The organism is Okeania sp. SIO1H4, assembly GCF_010672695.1.
Taxonomy (GTDB): domain Bacteria; phylum Cyanobacteriota; class Cyanobacteriia; order Cyanobacteriales; family Microcoleaceae; genus Okeania; species Okeania hirsuta.
Genome location: NZ_JAAHGB010000006.1, coordinates 227,266 through 244,919, shown reverse-complemented (window position 1 = coordinate 244,919; position 17,654 = coordinate 227,266). Strand labels below are relative to the sequence as shown.

At 36.5% G+C, this 17,654-nt stretch carries 11 protein-coding genes; 4 read left to right on the top strand and 7 right to left on the bottom strand.

Going from position 1 to position 17,654, the window contains the following annotated elements; all coding sequences use genetic code 11:
• The first annotated feature begins 22 nt into the window (after positions 1–22).
• The gene (locus tag F6K06_RS05390) at positions 23–1,075 is read left to right on the top strand and encodes a hypothetical protein (protein WP_287240545.1); all 1,053 of its coding nucleotides are present in this window, start codon (positions 23–25) and stop codon (positions 1,073–1,075) included.
• Between the two features lie 58 nt (positions 1,076–1,133).
• On the opposite strand, the gene F6K06_RS05385 is transcribed toward F6K06_RS05390, so the two are convergent.
• The 3 genes from F6K06_RS05385 to F6K06_RS05375 form a co-directional block, all read right to left on the bottom strand.
• Positions 1,134–2,351 carry an FAD-dependent oxidoreductase gene (locus F6K06_RS05385; protein ID WP_287240548.1) on the bottom strand — a complete coding sequence of 406 codons (1,218 nt, stop codon included), beginning with the start codon at positions 2,349–2,351 and terminating at the stop codon, positions 1,134–1,136.
• Between the two features lie 505 nt (positions 2,352–2,856).
• Positions 2,857–4,545, bottom strand: a complete 1,689-nt coding sequence (locus F6K06_RS05380; RefSeq protein ID WP_287240551.1) for an NAD(P)-binding domain-containing protein — start codon at positions 4,543–4,545, stop codon at positions 2,857–2,859.
• 201 nt (positions 4,546–4,746) lie between these two features.
• Positions 4,747–5,253: a TerB family tellurite resistance protein gene (locus F6K06_RS05375; protein ID WP_168186749.1), complete on the bottom strand. Its 507-nt coding sequence runs from the start codon at positions 5,251–5,253 to the stop codon at positions 4,747–4,749.
• Between the two features lie 514 nt (positions 5,254–5,767).
• On the opposite strand from F6K06_RS05375, the gene F6K06_RS05370 reads away from it, so the two are divergent.
• Positions 5,768–7,564 (top strand): N-acetylmuramoyl-L-alanine amidase, encoded by a 1,797-nt coding sequence (locus F6K06_RS05370; protein ID WP_287240679.1) that lies wholly within the window; start codon positions 5,768–5,770, stop codon positions 7,562–7,564.
• Positions 7,565–7,884: 320 nt separating this feature from the next.
• Here F6K06_RS05370 and F6K06_RS05365 read toward each other — a convergent pair whose 3' ends face one another.
• Together F6K06_RS05365 and F6K06_RS05360 are read right to left on the bottom strand one after the other, a co-directional pair.
• Positions 7,885–8,703 carry an inositol monophosphatase family protein gene (locus F6K06_RS05365; protein ID WP_124147840.1) on the bottom strand — a complete coding sequence of 273 codons (819 nt, stop codon included), beginning with the start codon at positions 8,701–8,703 and terminating at the stop codon, positions 7,885–7,887.
• A gap of 991 nt (positions 8,704–9,694) precedes the next feature.
• Positions 9,695–10,606, bottom strand: a complete 912-nt coding sequence (locus F6K06_RS05360; protein ID WP_240039215.1) for a molybdopterin dinucleotide binding domain-containing protein — start codon at positions 10,604–10,606, stop codon at positions 9,695–9,697.
• Between the two features lie 206 nt (positions 10,607–10,812).
• Between F6K06_RS05360 and fdhD the strand changes: the two genes are divergently transcribed.
• Positions 10,813–11,670, top strand: a complete 858-nt coding sequence (gene fdhD, locus F6K06_RS05355; protein WP_124147841.1) for a formate dehydrogenase accessory sulfurtransferase FdhD — start codon at positions 10,813–10,815, stop codon at positions 11,668–11,670.
• Positions 11,671–11,817: 147 nt separating this feature from the next.
• Here fdhD and F6K06_RS05350 read toward each other — a convergent pair whose 3' ends face one another.
• Both F6K06_RS05350 and F6K06_RS05345 read right to left on the bottom strand, forming a co-directional pair.
• Positions 11,818–13,116 (bottom strand): DNA/RNA non-specific endonuclease, encoded by a 1,299-nt coding sequence (locus tag F6K06_RS05350; RefSeq protein ID WP_287323186.1) that lies wholly within the window; start codon positions 13,114–13,116, stop codon positions 11,818–11,820.
• Positions 13,117–13,686: 570 nt separating this feature from the next.
• Positions 13,687–15,105, bottom strand: a complete 1,419-nt coding sequence (locus F6K06_RS05345) for a BCD family MFS transporter (RefSeq protein WP_124147843.1) — start codon at positions 15,103–15,105, stop codon at positions 13,687–13,689.
• A gap of 952 nt (positions 15,106–16,057) precedes the next feature.
• Between F6K06_RS05345 and F6K06_RS05340 the strand changes: the two genes are divergently transcribed.
• Positions 16,058–17,002: an aldo/keto reductase gene (locus F6K06_RS05340; RefSeq protein ID WP_287240560.1), complete on the top strand. Its 945-nt coding sequence runs from the start codon at positions 16,058–16,060 to the stop codon at positions 17,000–17,002.
• Positions 17,003–17,654 lie beyond the last annotated feature (652 nt).

Here is a 17,654-nt window from a genome sequence, read left to right as displayed (position 1 = left end):
TCATCATTGGAGAATATCTGACATGGCAATTTATATGGCATCTGACTACTCACTCAACACACTTGGAGCAAAACTTTGTCTCGAAGCTGCTGGGGATTTAGTCACAACAGCAATCCAATCCATCCAAAACAGTTCACAAGTAAGACTAGCTGATTACGGTATTGCAGATGGCGGTACTACCCAAGGATTATGGCAGCAAATTTTTGATACAATCAAAAAACAAAATAGCGGGGTTTTTATTGAAGCAATATTTAGTGATTTACCCAGTAATGATTTTAATGCCTTGGGTCAAACTTCATCCTTTTTAATGCAAGACGATCAAAATCTAGTCGTTTCAATGGTTCCACGCTCATTCTATCAACCTGTTTGTCCCCCCAATAGTCTAGACTTTGGTTTCTCCTCCACAGCTATGCACTGGTTAAGTAAGTTGCCTAAGCACTTAAATTACCATACCCATATTAATGTTTGCGACCAAGGAGAAGATAAAGCCATTTTTCAAGCCCAATCTCAGCTTGACTGGACTACTATTCTCTTAGCGAGGGCGAAAGAACTCAAATCTGGGGGACAAATAGTCAGTGCCAACTTATCCACAGATGGAAAAGGGCGTTATCTAGGCAACAATCAGGTAGACTTAAACATGCATGATGTTCTCCATGAGATTTGGAAACAAATGCAGATTGAGGGTTTAATTAAGCCTGAGGAGTATGTTGGTGCTACATTCCAAAATTATTATCGTACAGAAGCTGAATTTATTGCCTGTCTTGAAGATTCCCAAAGTGAAGTTTATCAAGCTGGGTTAAGATTAGGGGAGATACAAACCATCTTAATTCCCTGTCCTTATCGATCTCAGTACGAAGAAGATGGGGACACTGAGAAATTTGCCCAAGGACTTACCCAAACAATTCGTTCTTGGAGTGAGCATACTTTCCGAAATGCATTCACTAATCGCTCCCATGAAGATGTTTTAGATATTGTCAACCAATTTTACGCAAGATTTACCGCTAGGGTTCGAGAAAATCCCAGTCAGTTTTCAATGGATTATTCACACACCCATCTTCGCATTTACAAAGAATAAGCAAAACCAGGATGCTGAATGTTCTCTCAATTCATGGCATCCTGGCAATTTTCAAAGATTATGCAGAAACAGTGGACAACGGCTTAACACACTCCCGACTAGCACTGAGGGGAGATAAATCAAAAGAGGGGGGCTGATCTAAAACTAACTCAGCAAGCAACTTGCCTAAAAGTGGTGTAAACTTAAACGCTTGACCCGATCCACCTGTAAAAAGACTAATTTGTGGATATCCGGGAAGCCGATCTAGCACAAATAAAGTATCTTTTGTCATCGTGTATGGACTAAAATACAGACCCACACACTCCTTAATTCCATCCCAATTATTACGAAGGAATTGATCGAGTAACTGCGCAAGCTCTGAATCGGGTTCTCTTACAAATGTACTCATGGTTTTGCTCCGCAATTCTGGCGGACACCAATCAATCCCAACTTTGATAAGTGATGTTTCAGGAGTATGACAAGGAAATCCGTAGTAGAGTCCACCATCGTTACTATCTGGCTTTTCTTGCTGAAAACAGAACCATTGTGGGAACTGATCTCGTAAAGTCTCTTCCACCCGATAGTGTCCCCATAACATCGGCCAAATTTCTAAATTGAGGGGATCTGTAAATGAGCTGAGTAAATCATTAGTCCAAGGTCCCGCCGTTAAAACAACTTGTTTGGCTATAAATATATTTCCTGATTGTGTTTTGACTTCAACTGAACCGGAAATAGTCACGTTGAGACTAACAGTTTCTTCTCCAGTGTGAATAGATACGCCATTAGTTTCGGCTTGAGATCGAAATAGCTCAATAGCTTTTGTAGACCAAACCATACCGGAAGTGCTTTCAAACAAACCGATAAAATCTGGTTTAGGACGCATTGGCCAACGTTGTTGGAGTTGTTCCGCATTTAAGGCTTCAAATGGAATCCCTTTCTTTTCCATCACCCGACGAGCACCTGGAATACTACCTTCTATTGTTTCTTCATCCCAAGCTTCGCCGTAGAAGAGCAAGCCATTTTGTCTCAGTAATTGACAATCATGTTGAGCTTCAAGGTTTTTCCACTCTTTCAAGCTTTCCTCTTGCAATTCTGACAGATATTCATTAGAATACATTCGGCGATACATCCGTTCATCGCCATAGGAACTGTTGTTGGGATTAGGGATAGAGTCTTTCTCTAACAATATAATTTGTAGATTTTGTTTCTGGCTAAGGTAATAAGCTGTTGCCAGACCCGCAATACCACCACCAATAATAACTACATCTGCATTGAAATCTGCTGTTGTTTCTGCCATTAAGTTTCTACCTGAATTCTGAACGTCCGGTAGTATTATAAATTATATAATCGGGCGATCGCCATATCCGCTTCTCGATATTCATATTATCAATTATTTCTGGTAGTGCAAAGTGCAAAACCGTATTGAATTATGACCACTATGATTTTCTCCTGACTCCTGATTTTTATAGTAAATTTCGTCGTGCGTAATGTATTTTTTTTTTGATTTTAGATGAAATAGGAAGGGTGGCGATAGTGCTACGCACCGCTACGCGATCGCCCTATAGCAGGTTTATCATTAATTAAACTGTTGAGTGAACCTCACGTTCAGATATTAGCTGAAAAACTGAATTTTTTTTAAACCATGGAAAACTGATACTCTGCAGATTGGACAAAGCCAGAAAAAAAGCTGAGAGTAGGCTTTAAGAATTCAGTCTCAGCTCAGAACAATATAATTTAAATTAAGACCACCTTATCACCAAGATATTTTGTGAATTAGACGACTTTTTTCAACAGTTTGATTGTCATTTTGTTGATCCGACTAAAGCAGGTGGAACAAATGGTTCGGTAAAGCTAATTTCCTGTTCAAAAAATTCAATAAGTTTTTGAGCATAAGTGCTTTGAAACTGACTATAGTCAGACTGACCGATGAATTCTAGGGAGCGAATTACAGATTTTTCACCGCGTTCTTGGTTTGGTCGCCAATCGTTCTCTAAATGCTCATAAATATGCTGTTCGTACAGTAGAGAACTCTTAGTAAAGCGTCGAACAATTGGATGTATGTGAGCGCTTAAATATGCTTTATCTGGGTCTTTCTCCCGTTTGACACTGAATGGATCTCCTTCAATTTTACCAAACTCCAGCGTAATTGTATAGTACTGGTCGTTCTCAGCTAAATCCCCATTGCTAAAGCCAATGCTGCTTGCGCGATCGCGCACATAATCCACAGGTAAACCTTCATAGTAATTTGCTGTTTGACTTGATTTCGAGAACACAATCAAATCGCAGAGAAAACCTTGCTGGAGAAAAAGTTCTGGACTGGTACTTATCCTTTCAATTAATTTCTCTACAATTGCTTGCGACTGAAGCGGTAGAGTATTGTATGGCAATTGTTTGTCATGATATTTCTGTTCTAGTATTTGACTGAGGGCTTTAATATTAAAACGAAATCCATGAATCACGTTGGAATTGGTTTTGTCAAAATCTCGCACCTGCATTAAAGTCCCAGCAAAGTACATATCGGCAATCTTGGTAGATTCCCATTCGCTGGTCATTGTCGGAAACTTGTCGTGAATATCTAATTCTGGTTTGCAGGTATCATCAAAGATGGAACTATCGAACTGAAAACCAGTGCAACAAAGGACGCGGTCATAAGCGAATACAGCTTTTTGTCCATCAGCATGAGAGAAACACATATCGACCAGATACTCTCCGTTTTTATATTCGATTTTCTCAACGCTGGCATCAAGTACAGAGTTCTGACCTTTGAGTATATATGTATCTAAAAACGGTGTATTAATTGCTCGCAAATGGCCAGAGAAGTGTGTCTGCCAGGCAAATTTAATGGAGTTGGGACTACACAAATGAATTACTCTTGCTGTCTCGGTTAGATGGTTGGCAGTTTCAAAACCCGATGTTCCTTTGCCGATGATTAACACTCTCTGATTAACATATTCTTCAGGATCAAAGGGAAAATCAAAGTAGTTCTCGGTCAGCTCAATACCCGGTATATCAGGAATATAGGGCTTGGAGACTCCTGTTGCTATAATTAGACGGCGGCAGGTATAAACATGGCCTTGATCGTCAGTAACAAAGAATTGGTTATTTTTAGAGATTTTAACTATCTTAGTTCCACATTTAATCTTAAGTTGAAAGTGCTTACTAAAATCTTCCAGATATTGAGCATAATCTCCAGCATCTGGGAAATAACGTTTGCTGTAGTTACTAAATGAGAATTGATCGTCATCACAAAGCAATGAATTCCAGTCCCATCTTAGTTGTGACTCTCTCTCCTCGTAACCTGTGTAGACTTTATTAATTGAGATCAGCTTTCGGTGTCTGGGAAATTTATGCCAAAAACTTCCCGGCTTTTCAGCACCATCTAGAACCAAGTAATTTCTCTGATTTTGTTCTAAAAAGTAGGCTAGTTGTAACCCCGCTGCACCAGCACCAATAATTAAATAATCAACTTCTGTTTTGGTTTTTACTGTCATGGAATCTTAAGTTATGTTAAAAGAAATTCTGAAGCTCTTACACTTTCGATCAGGAAAATCGTATCACATGGTTTGAGTAAACCCTAAGTTTCCTTTACAATTGTTTACTAAACCGACATGTGTTGGTGGAAGATTAGGTATTTCCAAGTAGTAGCTTAAAATCAGCTTGATAAAATAGGTCTATGTTTTTTTCCCTTGGCTTCAAGAGCTATAAGGTAGACCGTCAGGAAATAAAAGTTTAACTCGTTTTTCTCGCAGTCTTTCTTCTTCAAAATACATGGCTTCTAACTGAGTAACTTCTTCTTCGGATACACCTATTAAGCCAGCCATTTTACGAACATATGCTTGCTCATTTTTATGATATTCAGCATCCGCTGAACAAGCCTTAATCGCATAATATATAGCGGCTCTTTTTGCCTTAATTGCTTGAGGTGTACGACTAATAACTTCTTCTAGATCTTCTGTTGCTTCATACTTTTTCATTTCCTCAATCAGTGTGGGTTGCATTCCTCTAACTGCAGAGAAACCTATAATCCAGTCTCTTTCTTCTGGTGCAAGAACCCCATCTCCTTTTGCACAAATAAGCATTGCTTTCGTAAGTGCTTCATAGGTCTCATTGGGAGGAAGCTCACTCAAATGCCACCCAAAAGTATCTTGAAAAAACCACAGACCAACAATTTTATAAACTTCTTCCATAGATATTGACATAATCATTTTTCTCCCGTACTGTTCATATTTTTGAAAGTTTATTTTCCAAAGCTTTTAGTGAAGCTTCTGGAAATATTAGTTTAGTTCCAACTAGGGTTTAATTCTACTAAGTACCTGCACATAAATCAACAGAATTGTGTTAACTTTTGTCAAGTCATTAAAAGTTAAGTAAGCATTCAGTTATCGGCATTGGTATTATGTTTGCTAAGATACTCTGGAGATTGTATGGAAAATCAAACTCTATGGTAATTAGAGATTTTACCCGTTCCATCGCTCTTGGCGTGTTCAATTTACTAACACCAAAATTCCCAAACAGAAAAATTTGGTAAAATCAAGTAATATAAACTCAAAAAAACAAAAAAGTAATATGGGAAATTTCAATCCATTGCTAATAGCTAGAAAAGCAATAAATTTCAAGGTAGTTAGGAAAATTATTGGCTTATCCACCCTGGAATTAATGATATTGTTAGGAGTAATAAGTACCATTTGCCCTAATGCAATGTCACATGATGTAATGTCACAAAATAATGAAGATAATAATCAACTTAAAGAAGACTCCAAGTCAAGACAAAAAGATTTATTTATTGCTTATCCTTCAGCCAATCACAAAACTACTTCAGACCGAATTTTCTTCATTGGTACAGCTTCTCCAGAAGCGGAAGTTACTGTTAATGGAAAACCAATTAATGAGCGTAGTAAATCTGGTCATTTTGCTCCTAGTTTTCCATTACAAATAGGGGAAAATATATTTACTTTTCGCCATCAAAATGAAGAGATTATTTTAAAAATAACACGCAATTCAAATCAACCAGCTTTACCAGTAGGAATAGCTTTTGGTCAAGACTATTTGACTCCAGCAAAAGATATTTCCAGAATGCCAGGAGAATTAATTTGTTTTCAGGCGATCGCTCCTCCAAATGCTAATATTTCTGTTTTATTAGCTGCCCAAACTATTCCTTTACTTTCTCAGTCTCAAGTAGTAAATTTACCAGGAAATTTGGCAGTATTAACAGGAGATAATCAACCTGTTCCCTCTGTGGGAGAATATTATCAAGGTTGTGCGAAAGCAGAGAAAGCAGGAGAGTTAGGTCAACCTGAATTTAAACTAAGTGTCAGGGGGAAAACGGTGACTCAAAAAGCACCGGGAAAAGTGACTATTCTTTCTGCGACTACATTTGAGGTGGCGGAGGTGACTGTAGAAGAGGGAGTTGCCAGAACCGGACCTAGTACCACTTATTCCCGCTTGACACCCTTGCCAAAAGGTACTAAAGCTTTGATTACAGGGAAAGAAGGAGACTATTTACGCCTTGACTATGGAGGTTGGATAAAAGCAGATGAGACTAAGATCTCTACAGATGCAGCACCACCGCGTTCGGTAATTAGGAGTGCTATTTCTCGTCAAGTTCAAGGTGCAACAGAAATCAAATTTCCTTTGCAAGTACCGGTGCCAATAACAGTTGAACAGGGCGATCGCTATTTAACTTTAACTCTGCATAATACTACGGCTCAAACTGATACTATTCGTCTGGATGATGACCCTTTAATTGAACGATTAGACTGGCACCCAATTCTAACTTCAACAGTGGAAAATGAACAGGCAGTTAGATATAAATTTTATTTAAAAACAGACCGACAATGGGGTTATAAATTAAAGTATGATGGTACAACTTTGCGATTAACTTTACGACATCCTCCGGTAGTCAAAAGTGGAATTAGTTCTGCATATAAACCTCTGACTGGAATGAAAATTTTGATTGATGCTGGACATGGTAGTGAGAATGATTTAGGGGCAAGAGGTCCTACTGGTTATCCGGAAAAAAATGTGACATTAATTGTGTCAAAGTTATTACAGGATGAGTTAATTGCACGAGGTGCTTCAGTATATATGACACGAAAAGCAGAAGAGGATTTATATCCTAAAGATCGCGTGGAAATGATTAATCAACAAGTTCCAGATTTAGCACTTTCTGTTCATTATAATGCTTTACCTGATTATGGCGATGCTCTAAAAACTCAGGGAATAGGTACTTTTTGGTATCATGCTCAAGCTCATAGTTTGGCAGTATTTTTACATAATTATTTAGTGGAAAAATTAGACCGACCTTCTTATGGGGTATTTTGGAATAATTTAGCTTTAGCTCGTCCGACAATAGCTCCTTCTGTATTATTGGAGTTAGGATTTATGATTAATCCTTATGAATTTGAATGGATTATGAATTCTCAAGAACAACAGAAGTTAGCAAAGGTATTAGCAGATGGAATTGTTGAGTGGGTAAGAAGAAGGAGTCAGGAGTCACGAGTCAGGAGTTAGGAGTTAGGAGTCAGTAGAGGATGCTAAACCTTTAAACGTTTAGTATTGCTATAAATTTTACTATTTCCTTTGAAGAAGTAGTCAGGAGTCACGAGTCATATCAAGTAACATTAATTAACCGCAATGTAGGGACGTTGCATGCAACGTCCCTACCAGGTTGGGTAAAGATTGTTTATTACAATTATTTAATGAGACATGATATCAGGAGTCAATAGAGGATACTCAACCCTTAAACAAGGAGAGGCTTTAAACCTAATTTTTCGGTAATCAACCTTCCTCCTTCCCTCTTCTTCCTTCTTCTTTCTTCCTTCTTCCTTCTCCTACTTTCTTAAAGGTTGTACTAAAGGCAAAAAATATGACACTAATTGTTGATTTCCGACAACCAAAGTAGGAAAGGGATGACTCGAATAATCTTTGCCAATTTTTAAAGGAAAAATATCTGTAGATTCTAATGGTATCCACACTGCACCTGCAGCTTTTGCTATTACCCAAGCTCCTGCAATATCCCAAATTCTAGGTGTAGCTTCAACTCCTGCAATAGATGCACCACAAGCTACAAGTAAAAAGTTATAACTTGCTATGCCTAACATTCTAATTTTTGTGGGAATTTGAGGTAAAATTTTGGTACTTCGGGAACAAAGATTAAATAAATGATTACCAGTAATATTGTCTTGATTTGGTTGAATTGGTTGATGATTTAAAAATGCTCTGGTGATAGGTGGGTTCGATAAATAAGTCTGATTTTCTTGATAATAAAAACCATAATAAGATTGATGTAATGGAGGCAAATGTATATAACCAAATATAGGAATACCTTGATACAATAAGGCGATAGAAGTTGCCCAAATTGGTATACCTTTAGCAAAGTTTGTAGTAGCATCTAAGGGGTCAATAATCCAACACCATTCATTACTAGGAAATATCTGTTGAGTTTCTTCTGTTAAGATTCCATGAGTGGGAAAAGTATGAGCGATCGCTTCTCTAATTTCTCTATCTGCCCATTTATCGGATTTAGTAATTAAACTACCGTCAGCTTTTTCATCTGCTGTGACATTTCCGAAGTCTTTTAATAATTGATTTCCTACTCGAAAAGTTATTGTTTCTGCGAAGTTTAAAACTTGATTCCAGAATTCTGTCATTTTAGCTTTGTTATCCCACTAGATTTTTGTTTTAAAGTTTATTGAAAGAATATTAATCAGTCATTTCAATTATCAGTTGTAAGTTGTCAGTAAACTTAAGTTATTAGTTGAATTTTCTACCTTGAATTTTTAGATTTTCATTTTGAGATTTTCTAGATAATGCCCAAGCAATAATGCCTAGAGGTTTACTATCAATATTTTTAATATTTTATAATGATAGAGACCATTATTAAAATTGAAGAAGGAGACAGGAGACAGGAGACAGGAGACAGGAGACAGGAGGAAAATTACATGGGGATTCGCTCCCCCAAGTAATTTTGAACACCCCCGTTGACGGTGGGGTATTAAACCCACAAAGAAAATGATAAAATTTATGAATCGTCTCCTTGGAGGAGTCAGGAGTCAACCCACCCCTAACCCCTCCCAGGAGGGGGAGTCAGGAGTCAGGAAGAAATAAAGAAGGAAGAGGAGAAGAAAATTTTTTATCACGCTCTTAAAAGGACATGATATAACTCTATTTAACAGGAAAGTTTCTATAGAAATTTATTCTCAAATTAACAATTAATCACTAAAAATTACCTCTCTTTGGAGGAGTGAGGAGTCAGGAGTCAGGAGGGAACAAAGAAGGAAGAGGAGAAAGTTTTTTATCACACTCTTCAAAGGAGATTATATAACTCTATTCAACAAGAAAGTTTCTATAGAAATTTATTCTTAAATTAACAATTAATCAATAAAAATCACTTCTCTTTGGAAGATAGAGTAGATTCCATGTAAATGTGGCACAGTAGTTCAGAGTCCAAATAATGAAAGCTTACTTAACAAAATACTCAGGATTAGAAAAACTATATTCTTTCTTTCCTGCTACCTACTCCCTACTTTCAAGAAGATGTAGCAAGAATGCGTGAGATTTAGTATTACTCAAAAATCAGTAACCTCCTTGAATCAAAAATTTTCCATCTTTTCACCCACTCAATATCTTCAAAACTTTAACCTAATCTAACTTTTCTAAACAGACCAAAGCATTATAATCAGGCACACCTTCAACAGAACGTTTACCCTGATCTAATAACACATTTCCTTCCGGCCAATGTATTTGTAAATTACCTGGTTTCATCGGAGCTAAATATACTCTTCCTTGAAACTCACCCAAATCATTCTTTAACAGTACCTTATACCCATCTTTTAAACTTAAATTTTCCGCATCAATAGGATTAATTAAAACTGCTTCTCGCATAGCTCCAGTAATAGCATCTTTCTTTGACTGCACCATACTATTAAATTGTTTGCCTCTACGAGTCGCTACTAAAAAATATCCCTCTTTTAACTCTTCTTGAGGTAGAGAAAGTATTGAAAAATTAGCCTTACTATTCGGTGTGGGAAAATTCCAACCAAAACATAAATGAGAACCACCATATTGAAAATTATCCCCTGGTTCTTTTAAATGCTGAATTCCCGAATATTGCGGAATTACTAAAGCAATTTCCTGACGAATTTCTGAAATATTTTCAAACTCTAACTTATTTGCTAAATCAGGACGTACTAACTTTGCCAAATCCACAAAAACTTCCCATTCCGGGCGAGCTTCTCCAACTCTCCTTCCAGGAATTTCCGGGCTAAAAATCACCCTTCTTTCTGTAGTTGTTTCTGTTACTCCCCCCGGAATTTCATAACGAGTTGTGGCAGGTAACAATATTACCGTTTCTCCCGGTTCAACTAACATTTGATTAGAACAAACAATATCCTGATGTATTCTCAAAGGTAATCTTTTTATAGCAGCTTCTACATAATCTGGATCTGGCAAAACTTCTAAAAAATTTCCCCCTACAGAAAACAAAACATCTAACTTTCCTTCTGCTGCATTATCAATCATTTCCGAAGCAATTAAACCAGGAGAGTTAGGCACAGAAAAACCCCTCAATTTTTTTTATATTAGGACTAGCTGTTTGACAAAAAATCAGCTCTCAAATCTCCCCTTTTAAGAGGATAAAAAAATTAAATTTAGTATTTCAAGTCTCCGACTTTAGCTGGAGGTACTGAAAACTGATAACTGAAATGACAATCCTACAAATGTTCTTAGTTCCCAGTTAAACTGTTCCCTGTTTCTTAAGTATGAAAAATTCCCCAAGTAGCAAAACAAAAGCACAAATTTGGGTAGTAGACAATCACAATTTTGTTACTCGTTCCGACCAATTAGCAACAGAAGAACCTTTAGAAATTCGCCTAACTTTTCCCAAACAAACTATAGCAGTCACGATGCGAACTCCAGGAGCAGATTTTGATTTAGCAGCAGGATTTCTCTATAGTGAAGGAATTATCAAAAATCGTGAAGATATTGAAAAAATTAGTTATTGTATAGACCCAGAAATTGACGGGGAACAACGGCAAAATATTGTTAATATCACCCTTAAATCAGAATTAAACCCAAATTTAAAAACCTTAGAAAGACATTTTTTCACAACTAGCGCTTGTGGAATTTGTGGTAAAGCAAGTATAGAATCTCTGCATATTAAAGGTTTTTCAGCTATTCCTTTAAAATCTGAAGTTCCAGCGGAAGTTATTTATAGTTTGCCTGAGAAATTAAGTAATGCTCAAAGGGTGTTTAAATCTACTGGTGGTTTACACGCTGCTGCTTTATTTGATACTCAAGGGGAATTGTTGAAATTGCGAGAAGATGTGGGTAGACACAATGCTTTAGATAAGTTGATAGGGTCGGAATTTTTAGCAGGTATATTACCTTTGAATAATCATATTGTTATGGTGAGTGGGCGATCGAGTTTTGAGATTATACAAAAATGTATAACTGTAGGTGTGCCGATAGTTTGTGCTGTTTCTGCGCCTAGTAGTTTAGCAGTAGAAATAGCTAGGGAATTTAATATTACTTTAATCGGATTTTTGCGGGGGAAAAAGTTTAATATTTATTCTGGTGTGGAAAGAATTAAAGTTGGTCAAAAAATCGAGTATACCTAATCTATAGCAATCCTATTTTATTCGTGTCAAAAATCTTACTGCTTTTTAGGGAACAGGGAACAGAGAACAAATAAGAGTTTCAGTTTTTTGATTTACTTTTTGATTTGTCACGACCTATTTAGGATTGCTATATGTGTAAAAAGAAAGTTAAGATTTGTTTTTTCTTTGATAGGAAAACACAATTGGCACTCCCTCTACACTAGCTTGTTTTTGAGTATAATAAACTCGGTCAATGCGCAAACCTCTTTCGCTTCCTTCCATTGGTTGATAAAGAGCAATCGTACTTCCTTTATTAGAAAGCGCCAACGGATTTAAAGGTTTAATTTGCCTCGCTTCTCCCGGTTTTAGTATCCGTTGCTCTCCTGCCAAAACTGTATCCAACTCAAGAGGAATCCGCTTCATATCTGATAGTGTCCAACCTGTTAAATCAATTTCATCTGGGGACAGATTGATAACGGAAACCCATTCATTTTGACGTTCGTCTCCTTTTGGATTCACCATCGCAGCAGCAATATAAACTGGTAATTCTTCACCGATATCTTGTCGTTTTGTCTCCTGAGAAATCATTTCTTCTGGTTCATCTACAGGGATACACTCCGGAAAACTATCTATATTTAATTTCTCTTTTGCTTCCTCATTTTCATTAAACAGGAGAGGATTTTTTTCATAGATTTTGTCGTCAAAAAATAATCCTGTTAATTCTTCAATTTCTGATACTGTGACTTGATAGCGTTGGAAGTTAAAAAGCTCTTTTCCTCGTTTATCTGCTAGAGCATCTGAATCTTGCCACATGATAAATGCTCGCACATCTAATTCCTGTGTTTGTCCGTTAATGAAACATACAATTTTGAAAAATCCAGAAGGGACTACCGCAGGTTGACGACCAGAAGGAGTAATTGTTCTACCAAAATCGCCGTAAATGGGACCAGTAAATTCTGTGATTAAACCGTTCTGATCGAGAGTCAAATTCCTGACCCAATTCTCTAAAGCTAGCCATTCATCTTGATTGAAATTCTCATGTTGCAATGCAGCATTGGTAAAGAAAAAAGTTGCATCAGAAGCTCTTCTTGCCTCCTGTTTGGAATTACCCCAAGCAGCGCTCGCTCTTCTTGCTAAATGTCCTCTATCCCAATCGTTGTTAGCATAATAATCGTTGTCTAATTGATACTTCCTACCTACACGAGTATCAATATCCCATCCACGCTTCCGTTGCACTTTTTTGAGCAGATTTTGGTCAATATTGAGAGCAGTTACGAGTGGCGAACGTCGCACGCGATTCATAATGACAGTAAAGTTAATATAATCTACATATATATCGTCTCGCAGCTCTGGTTTTCTCAAAACGTTACCAACTAGAGTTGGGGAAAAACTAGGCATTGGTAACGGAAAGTCTGTACCTAAGAATTCAGGGTCATAACCAACCATTCGTATTACTCCTTTTTTCACTCTACAAATTGATTATATCAAGTTGCTAGGCTAGAGAAGCTTTAAGAAATCAGACAGTAAGCATTTCCTGCGGAATGCTGCGCAAACAGCTATTAGCTGTCAGCTACCAGCAACAAGACTATCTCATATAGGATAGTGTTTAAATTAACAACTGACTTTAAGGACAAGGGAGCCAACTTTTGTAGTAAGACAATTAAATATTGCTTTGATTCTAAACTAAAAGTAATATTTAATTGCGCAGTTCCTCCGGAGGAGGCTAGCTGATGGCTGACCGCTGAATGCTTACATCAGACATATCTAGATTATGGTCAATCAGAATTACTTGAGGAAATTTCATCGGTCAATTTATCTGTAATAACAAGTAAGAAGTAGGGAGCAAGAAGAGAAAAAATGATGGAGATACTAAAAAATTGCTACTTTTATCCATCAAACCCCAACCTAATTTATCTCCAGAATCCTGTATACTGAATTCTTCTTCAAACCTCCTCGCTCATTCCTATTTATCCTGTCTCCTACTCCTAACTAAAAGATTTTTTCAGCAAACCCTAATTATTAATTATTAATTATTAATTAATCTAATTCTCCTTCTAAAATAGTAGCGATCGCTTGTTTTGAATTATCTTGAAATTCTCGTACATTGACTCGATTTAACAGAAAAATTGATAGTATCATTCCTATTCCTGCCATGAGAAAAACTAAGCCATAAGCAAGCATTGGAATATTAAAGAAAAGTCTACCTAAATCTAAAGTCGCACCACCAAGAACTGTAGATAATCCTCTTGCCATTGCTTGAGCTAATCCCCAGGCACCAATAAAAGTTCCTGCTGTTTCTGCCACAGTTAAATCTAACATTAAACTCAGAGAAGCAGTAGTAGTTAAACCAGCAGCTAAACCATATAAAAATAAAGCTCCCTTAAATAAAGAAGGGTTGCCAGTAAACCCCGACATAACTATCAAAATAAAACTAATTGTTGTTGCCACACATCCCACTTTTAGAGAATTTTTCTTACCCAATCTTGGTACTACTAAAAATCCCGTTGTACCTAATCCGATTAAAGTGCCCATACCCGATACAGCATTCAATCTTGTAGTTTCAGAAATTGGCATCGAAAATATTTCTCCACCATAGGGTTCTAAAACTGCATCCTGCATAAATAAACTAATAATTAGTACAAATACAAATGTAAAAAATAAACCTGTTTGACGACTAGCTCTTAAAACTTTTAAGGTTGTTCCTAGAGTAACTTTATCTTCCCGATTAGCAATAGTTGAACGAGTACGATAACGAGAGTATTTTTGTTCAACTCCCACTGTGGAAATAAAGGCAAAAATTAATACAATTGCTGGCACTTTAATAAACAAACTATTAACAGATGCCTTGACAGTTTCTAATGGTGCGCCCACACCAACTTGTTTAAGTAAAATACTACTGGTAATTGCTCCAATAATAATTCCTACCATCAGCATTGACCAAACTATACCGACAACTTTAGAACGATTATCTTCATCGGAAATATCTACCAATAATGCAGCAAAAGGTGTAGAACTTGCACTTAAAGCCAAACCATAAATTATAAACATTAAACCCAACATTCCCACCCAAAAAAATGTAGGATTCGTCCAACCATTGACTTCTAAACTATCACCAACCTGCCACATAACTTGTACGGCAATAAAAGCAGTTAAAGTAAACAAAACTGCCCCTATCCACATATAACCTGTACGGTGTTGACCAAACAAAGGTTTAACGTCAGACATTTGACCAAACCAAACTCTTGCTGGTGCCATAAATTGATATAATGACAAAGTAAATGCTACGATTGTGGCAGGAATTGTTAATTCAGTAATCATCACTCGGTTCAAAACTCCGAGTGTTAAAACTGACATTGTTCCTAACCCCATTTGATATAAACCTAATCTAAAAAATAGAAAATTTTCTTGGATTAATTTGATAAATTTGAGTGGACTGGAAGAATCTTTTATTGTCATAACTATATTATTATTTAAGTATTGAATAAGGAGTCAATTCAGTTATAGCAGGGAACAGGGAACAGGGAACAGGGAACAGGGAACAGTGGCAAAAGCTTTTCTCTGTCTGAGGTTCATCATCAATCTATGTCCTAACCAACTCCTTCCTTGCTATATCAGTTATAGCAATCCTATTTCAGTTGCGGGTAAAAAAATCTTTGAATTTAAGGAACAGGGAACAGGGTTCAAAAATTAATAATTAATAATTAATAATTACCTCTCCTTGAAAACTGATAGGATTGACTCAAAGGAAAAATTTGTTTTGTTTCTCCTTTAAAGGAGAGGCTTTAAACGTTAATTATTCGGTAAAACTTTCAGACTTTTTATATATTCTTAGATTTTTTACAAATGATTTATGATTGCTATAGCTTCCTTTTTTAGTACCTCCTATAATAGGGAGGCGAGAAGATGCAAAATTTTCTGTTTTATCCTCTTAAAAAGGGAGGTTTGAGACCTGATTTTTTGAGTCAGTTGCCACAAACTAAGTAAGCATTTCCTGCGGAATGCTGCCCAAACAGCTATTAGCTGTTAGCTCTCAGCAAAAGCAGAGGATTTTAATGAATATAGACTGTTTCAGCCAGCTTTTATAGTAAGTATAAATTCTAACTCAATTAGTAAAGCTTTTATCTAAAACTAAAAGCAATAGCTGATGGCTGAATGCTTACCAAACTAGAAGACAAAATAATTATTCTAGCATTGTTTGCTATGAACTAATTGAAAACTATCAATTTTATGACTTAATGGCTTTTAAACCCTGTTATTCATACATAAGCCTTACTGAATTTTATTTTGAATTCTGAAGACTGATAACTGAATTATTTTTTGGTAAATTAACATCTATCTAGATTAAAATTTAACTAAAAATTGTTAGTCTGGCTTTGAGCATTATACACTAATTAGGATTTTTTTGAACATGGCAACAACTACTTTAGGTAAAACAGGAATAACTGTTAATCCCATTTGTATTGGCACTTGGGCATGGGGGGATAAATTTTTTTGGAATTATGGCAATAATTATGGAGCTAATGAAGTAGAAGCTGCTTTTCAAACTTCCTTAGAAGCAGGGATAAATTTCTTTGATACTGCTGAAGTTTATGGCAATGGTTTATCAGAAGAATTGCTGGGAAAATTTATGCAAAAAACTGCACAACCTGTGCAAATTGCTACTAAATATGGTCCTGTACCTTGGCGTTTTTTTTCAGAGTCTGTTGCTGATGCTGTTACTGCTAGTTTGAAACGATTAATGTTGCCGAAAGTTACTCTTTATCAAGTACATTGGCCGTTTACTTTTTTTATGAGTCAGGAAACTTTATTAAATGCTTTGGCTGATGAAGTAAAACAGGGCAGAATTGAAGCGGTTGGTGTTAGTAATTATTCGGCTGAAGAGATGCGTCAAGCTCATGGAATTCTGGAAAAACGAGGGGTAATTTTAGCAACTAATCAGGTGAGATATTCTCTGCTTTCTCGACAAATTGAAGCTAAAGGAATTTTGGATACTGCTAGAGAGTTAGGGGTGACAATTTTAGCTTATAGTCCTTTGGCTCAAGGTTTATTAACTGGGAAATATACTGTGGAAAAACCGCCGACTGGTGCTCGTCAATTTGACTCTCGTTTCCAGAAAAAGGGTTTGGAAAAAATTGATCCTGTGATGTCTTTGTTAAAACAAATTGGTGAAAAATATGACAAAACTCTGGCTCAGGTTGCTCTGAATTGGTTGGTTTTTCAAGATGGTGTGATTCCTATTGCTGGTTGTAAAAATTCTGAACAAGTTCGACAAAATGTAGGAGCTATTGGTTGGGAGATGAGTCAAGAAGAATTTAATCAGTTAGAAGAAATTACTCGTCCTTGGTTGAAATAATAGGAAAGGGAAGATTGAAAGCTTGAAATTTTGCTTTTGTCTTTCCTAATAACTACAACGTTGGAGTTAATTTAATTATTTATTAGTTGAGGAGGGATGGCGATCACCTTCCGTTAAGCGTACGCAATCGCTCTTTTTGTCTAAAAGTATCTTTTTTTTGTGTTAAATAAAAAGTCATGTCTTGAGGTTAACGACAACCATTATATTTACACTATCACGGTTTTTTCCGAATGCAACCTACCTTACTTTCTCAATTTTTTTGAGCTTCACAAAATGACTAAACTTTCACTTACTACTCTCAGCGATCACCTCCAGTTCAGCGTATGCTATCGCACAATATTTCTCATAGCTGAAGAAATGTTTTTTGGTTGAATAAAAAGTCATGCGTAGGTACGAACAACCCCTAATATATCTATAGTATCACGATTTTTTTGGGAAGAGAAGGCGATCGCTCTGTTACCTAGGAATTTTTTTGAGCTTCACAAAATGACTAAACTTTCACTTACTACTCTCAGCGATCGCTCCTTTTTGTCTAAAAGTATCTTTTTTTTGTGTTGAATAAAAAGTCATGCATATGGGCGAACTACCCCCAATATACTTATACTACCACGGCTTTTTACCGAATGCAATCTATCTTCCTCTCTAAATTTTT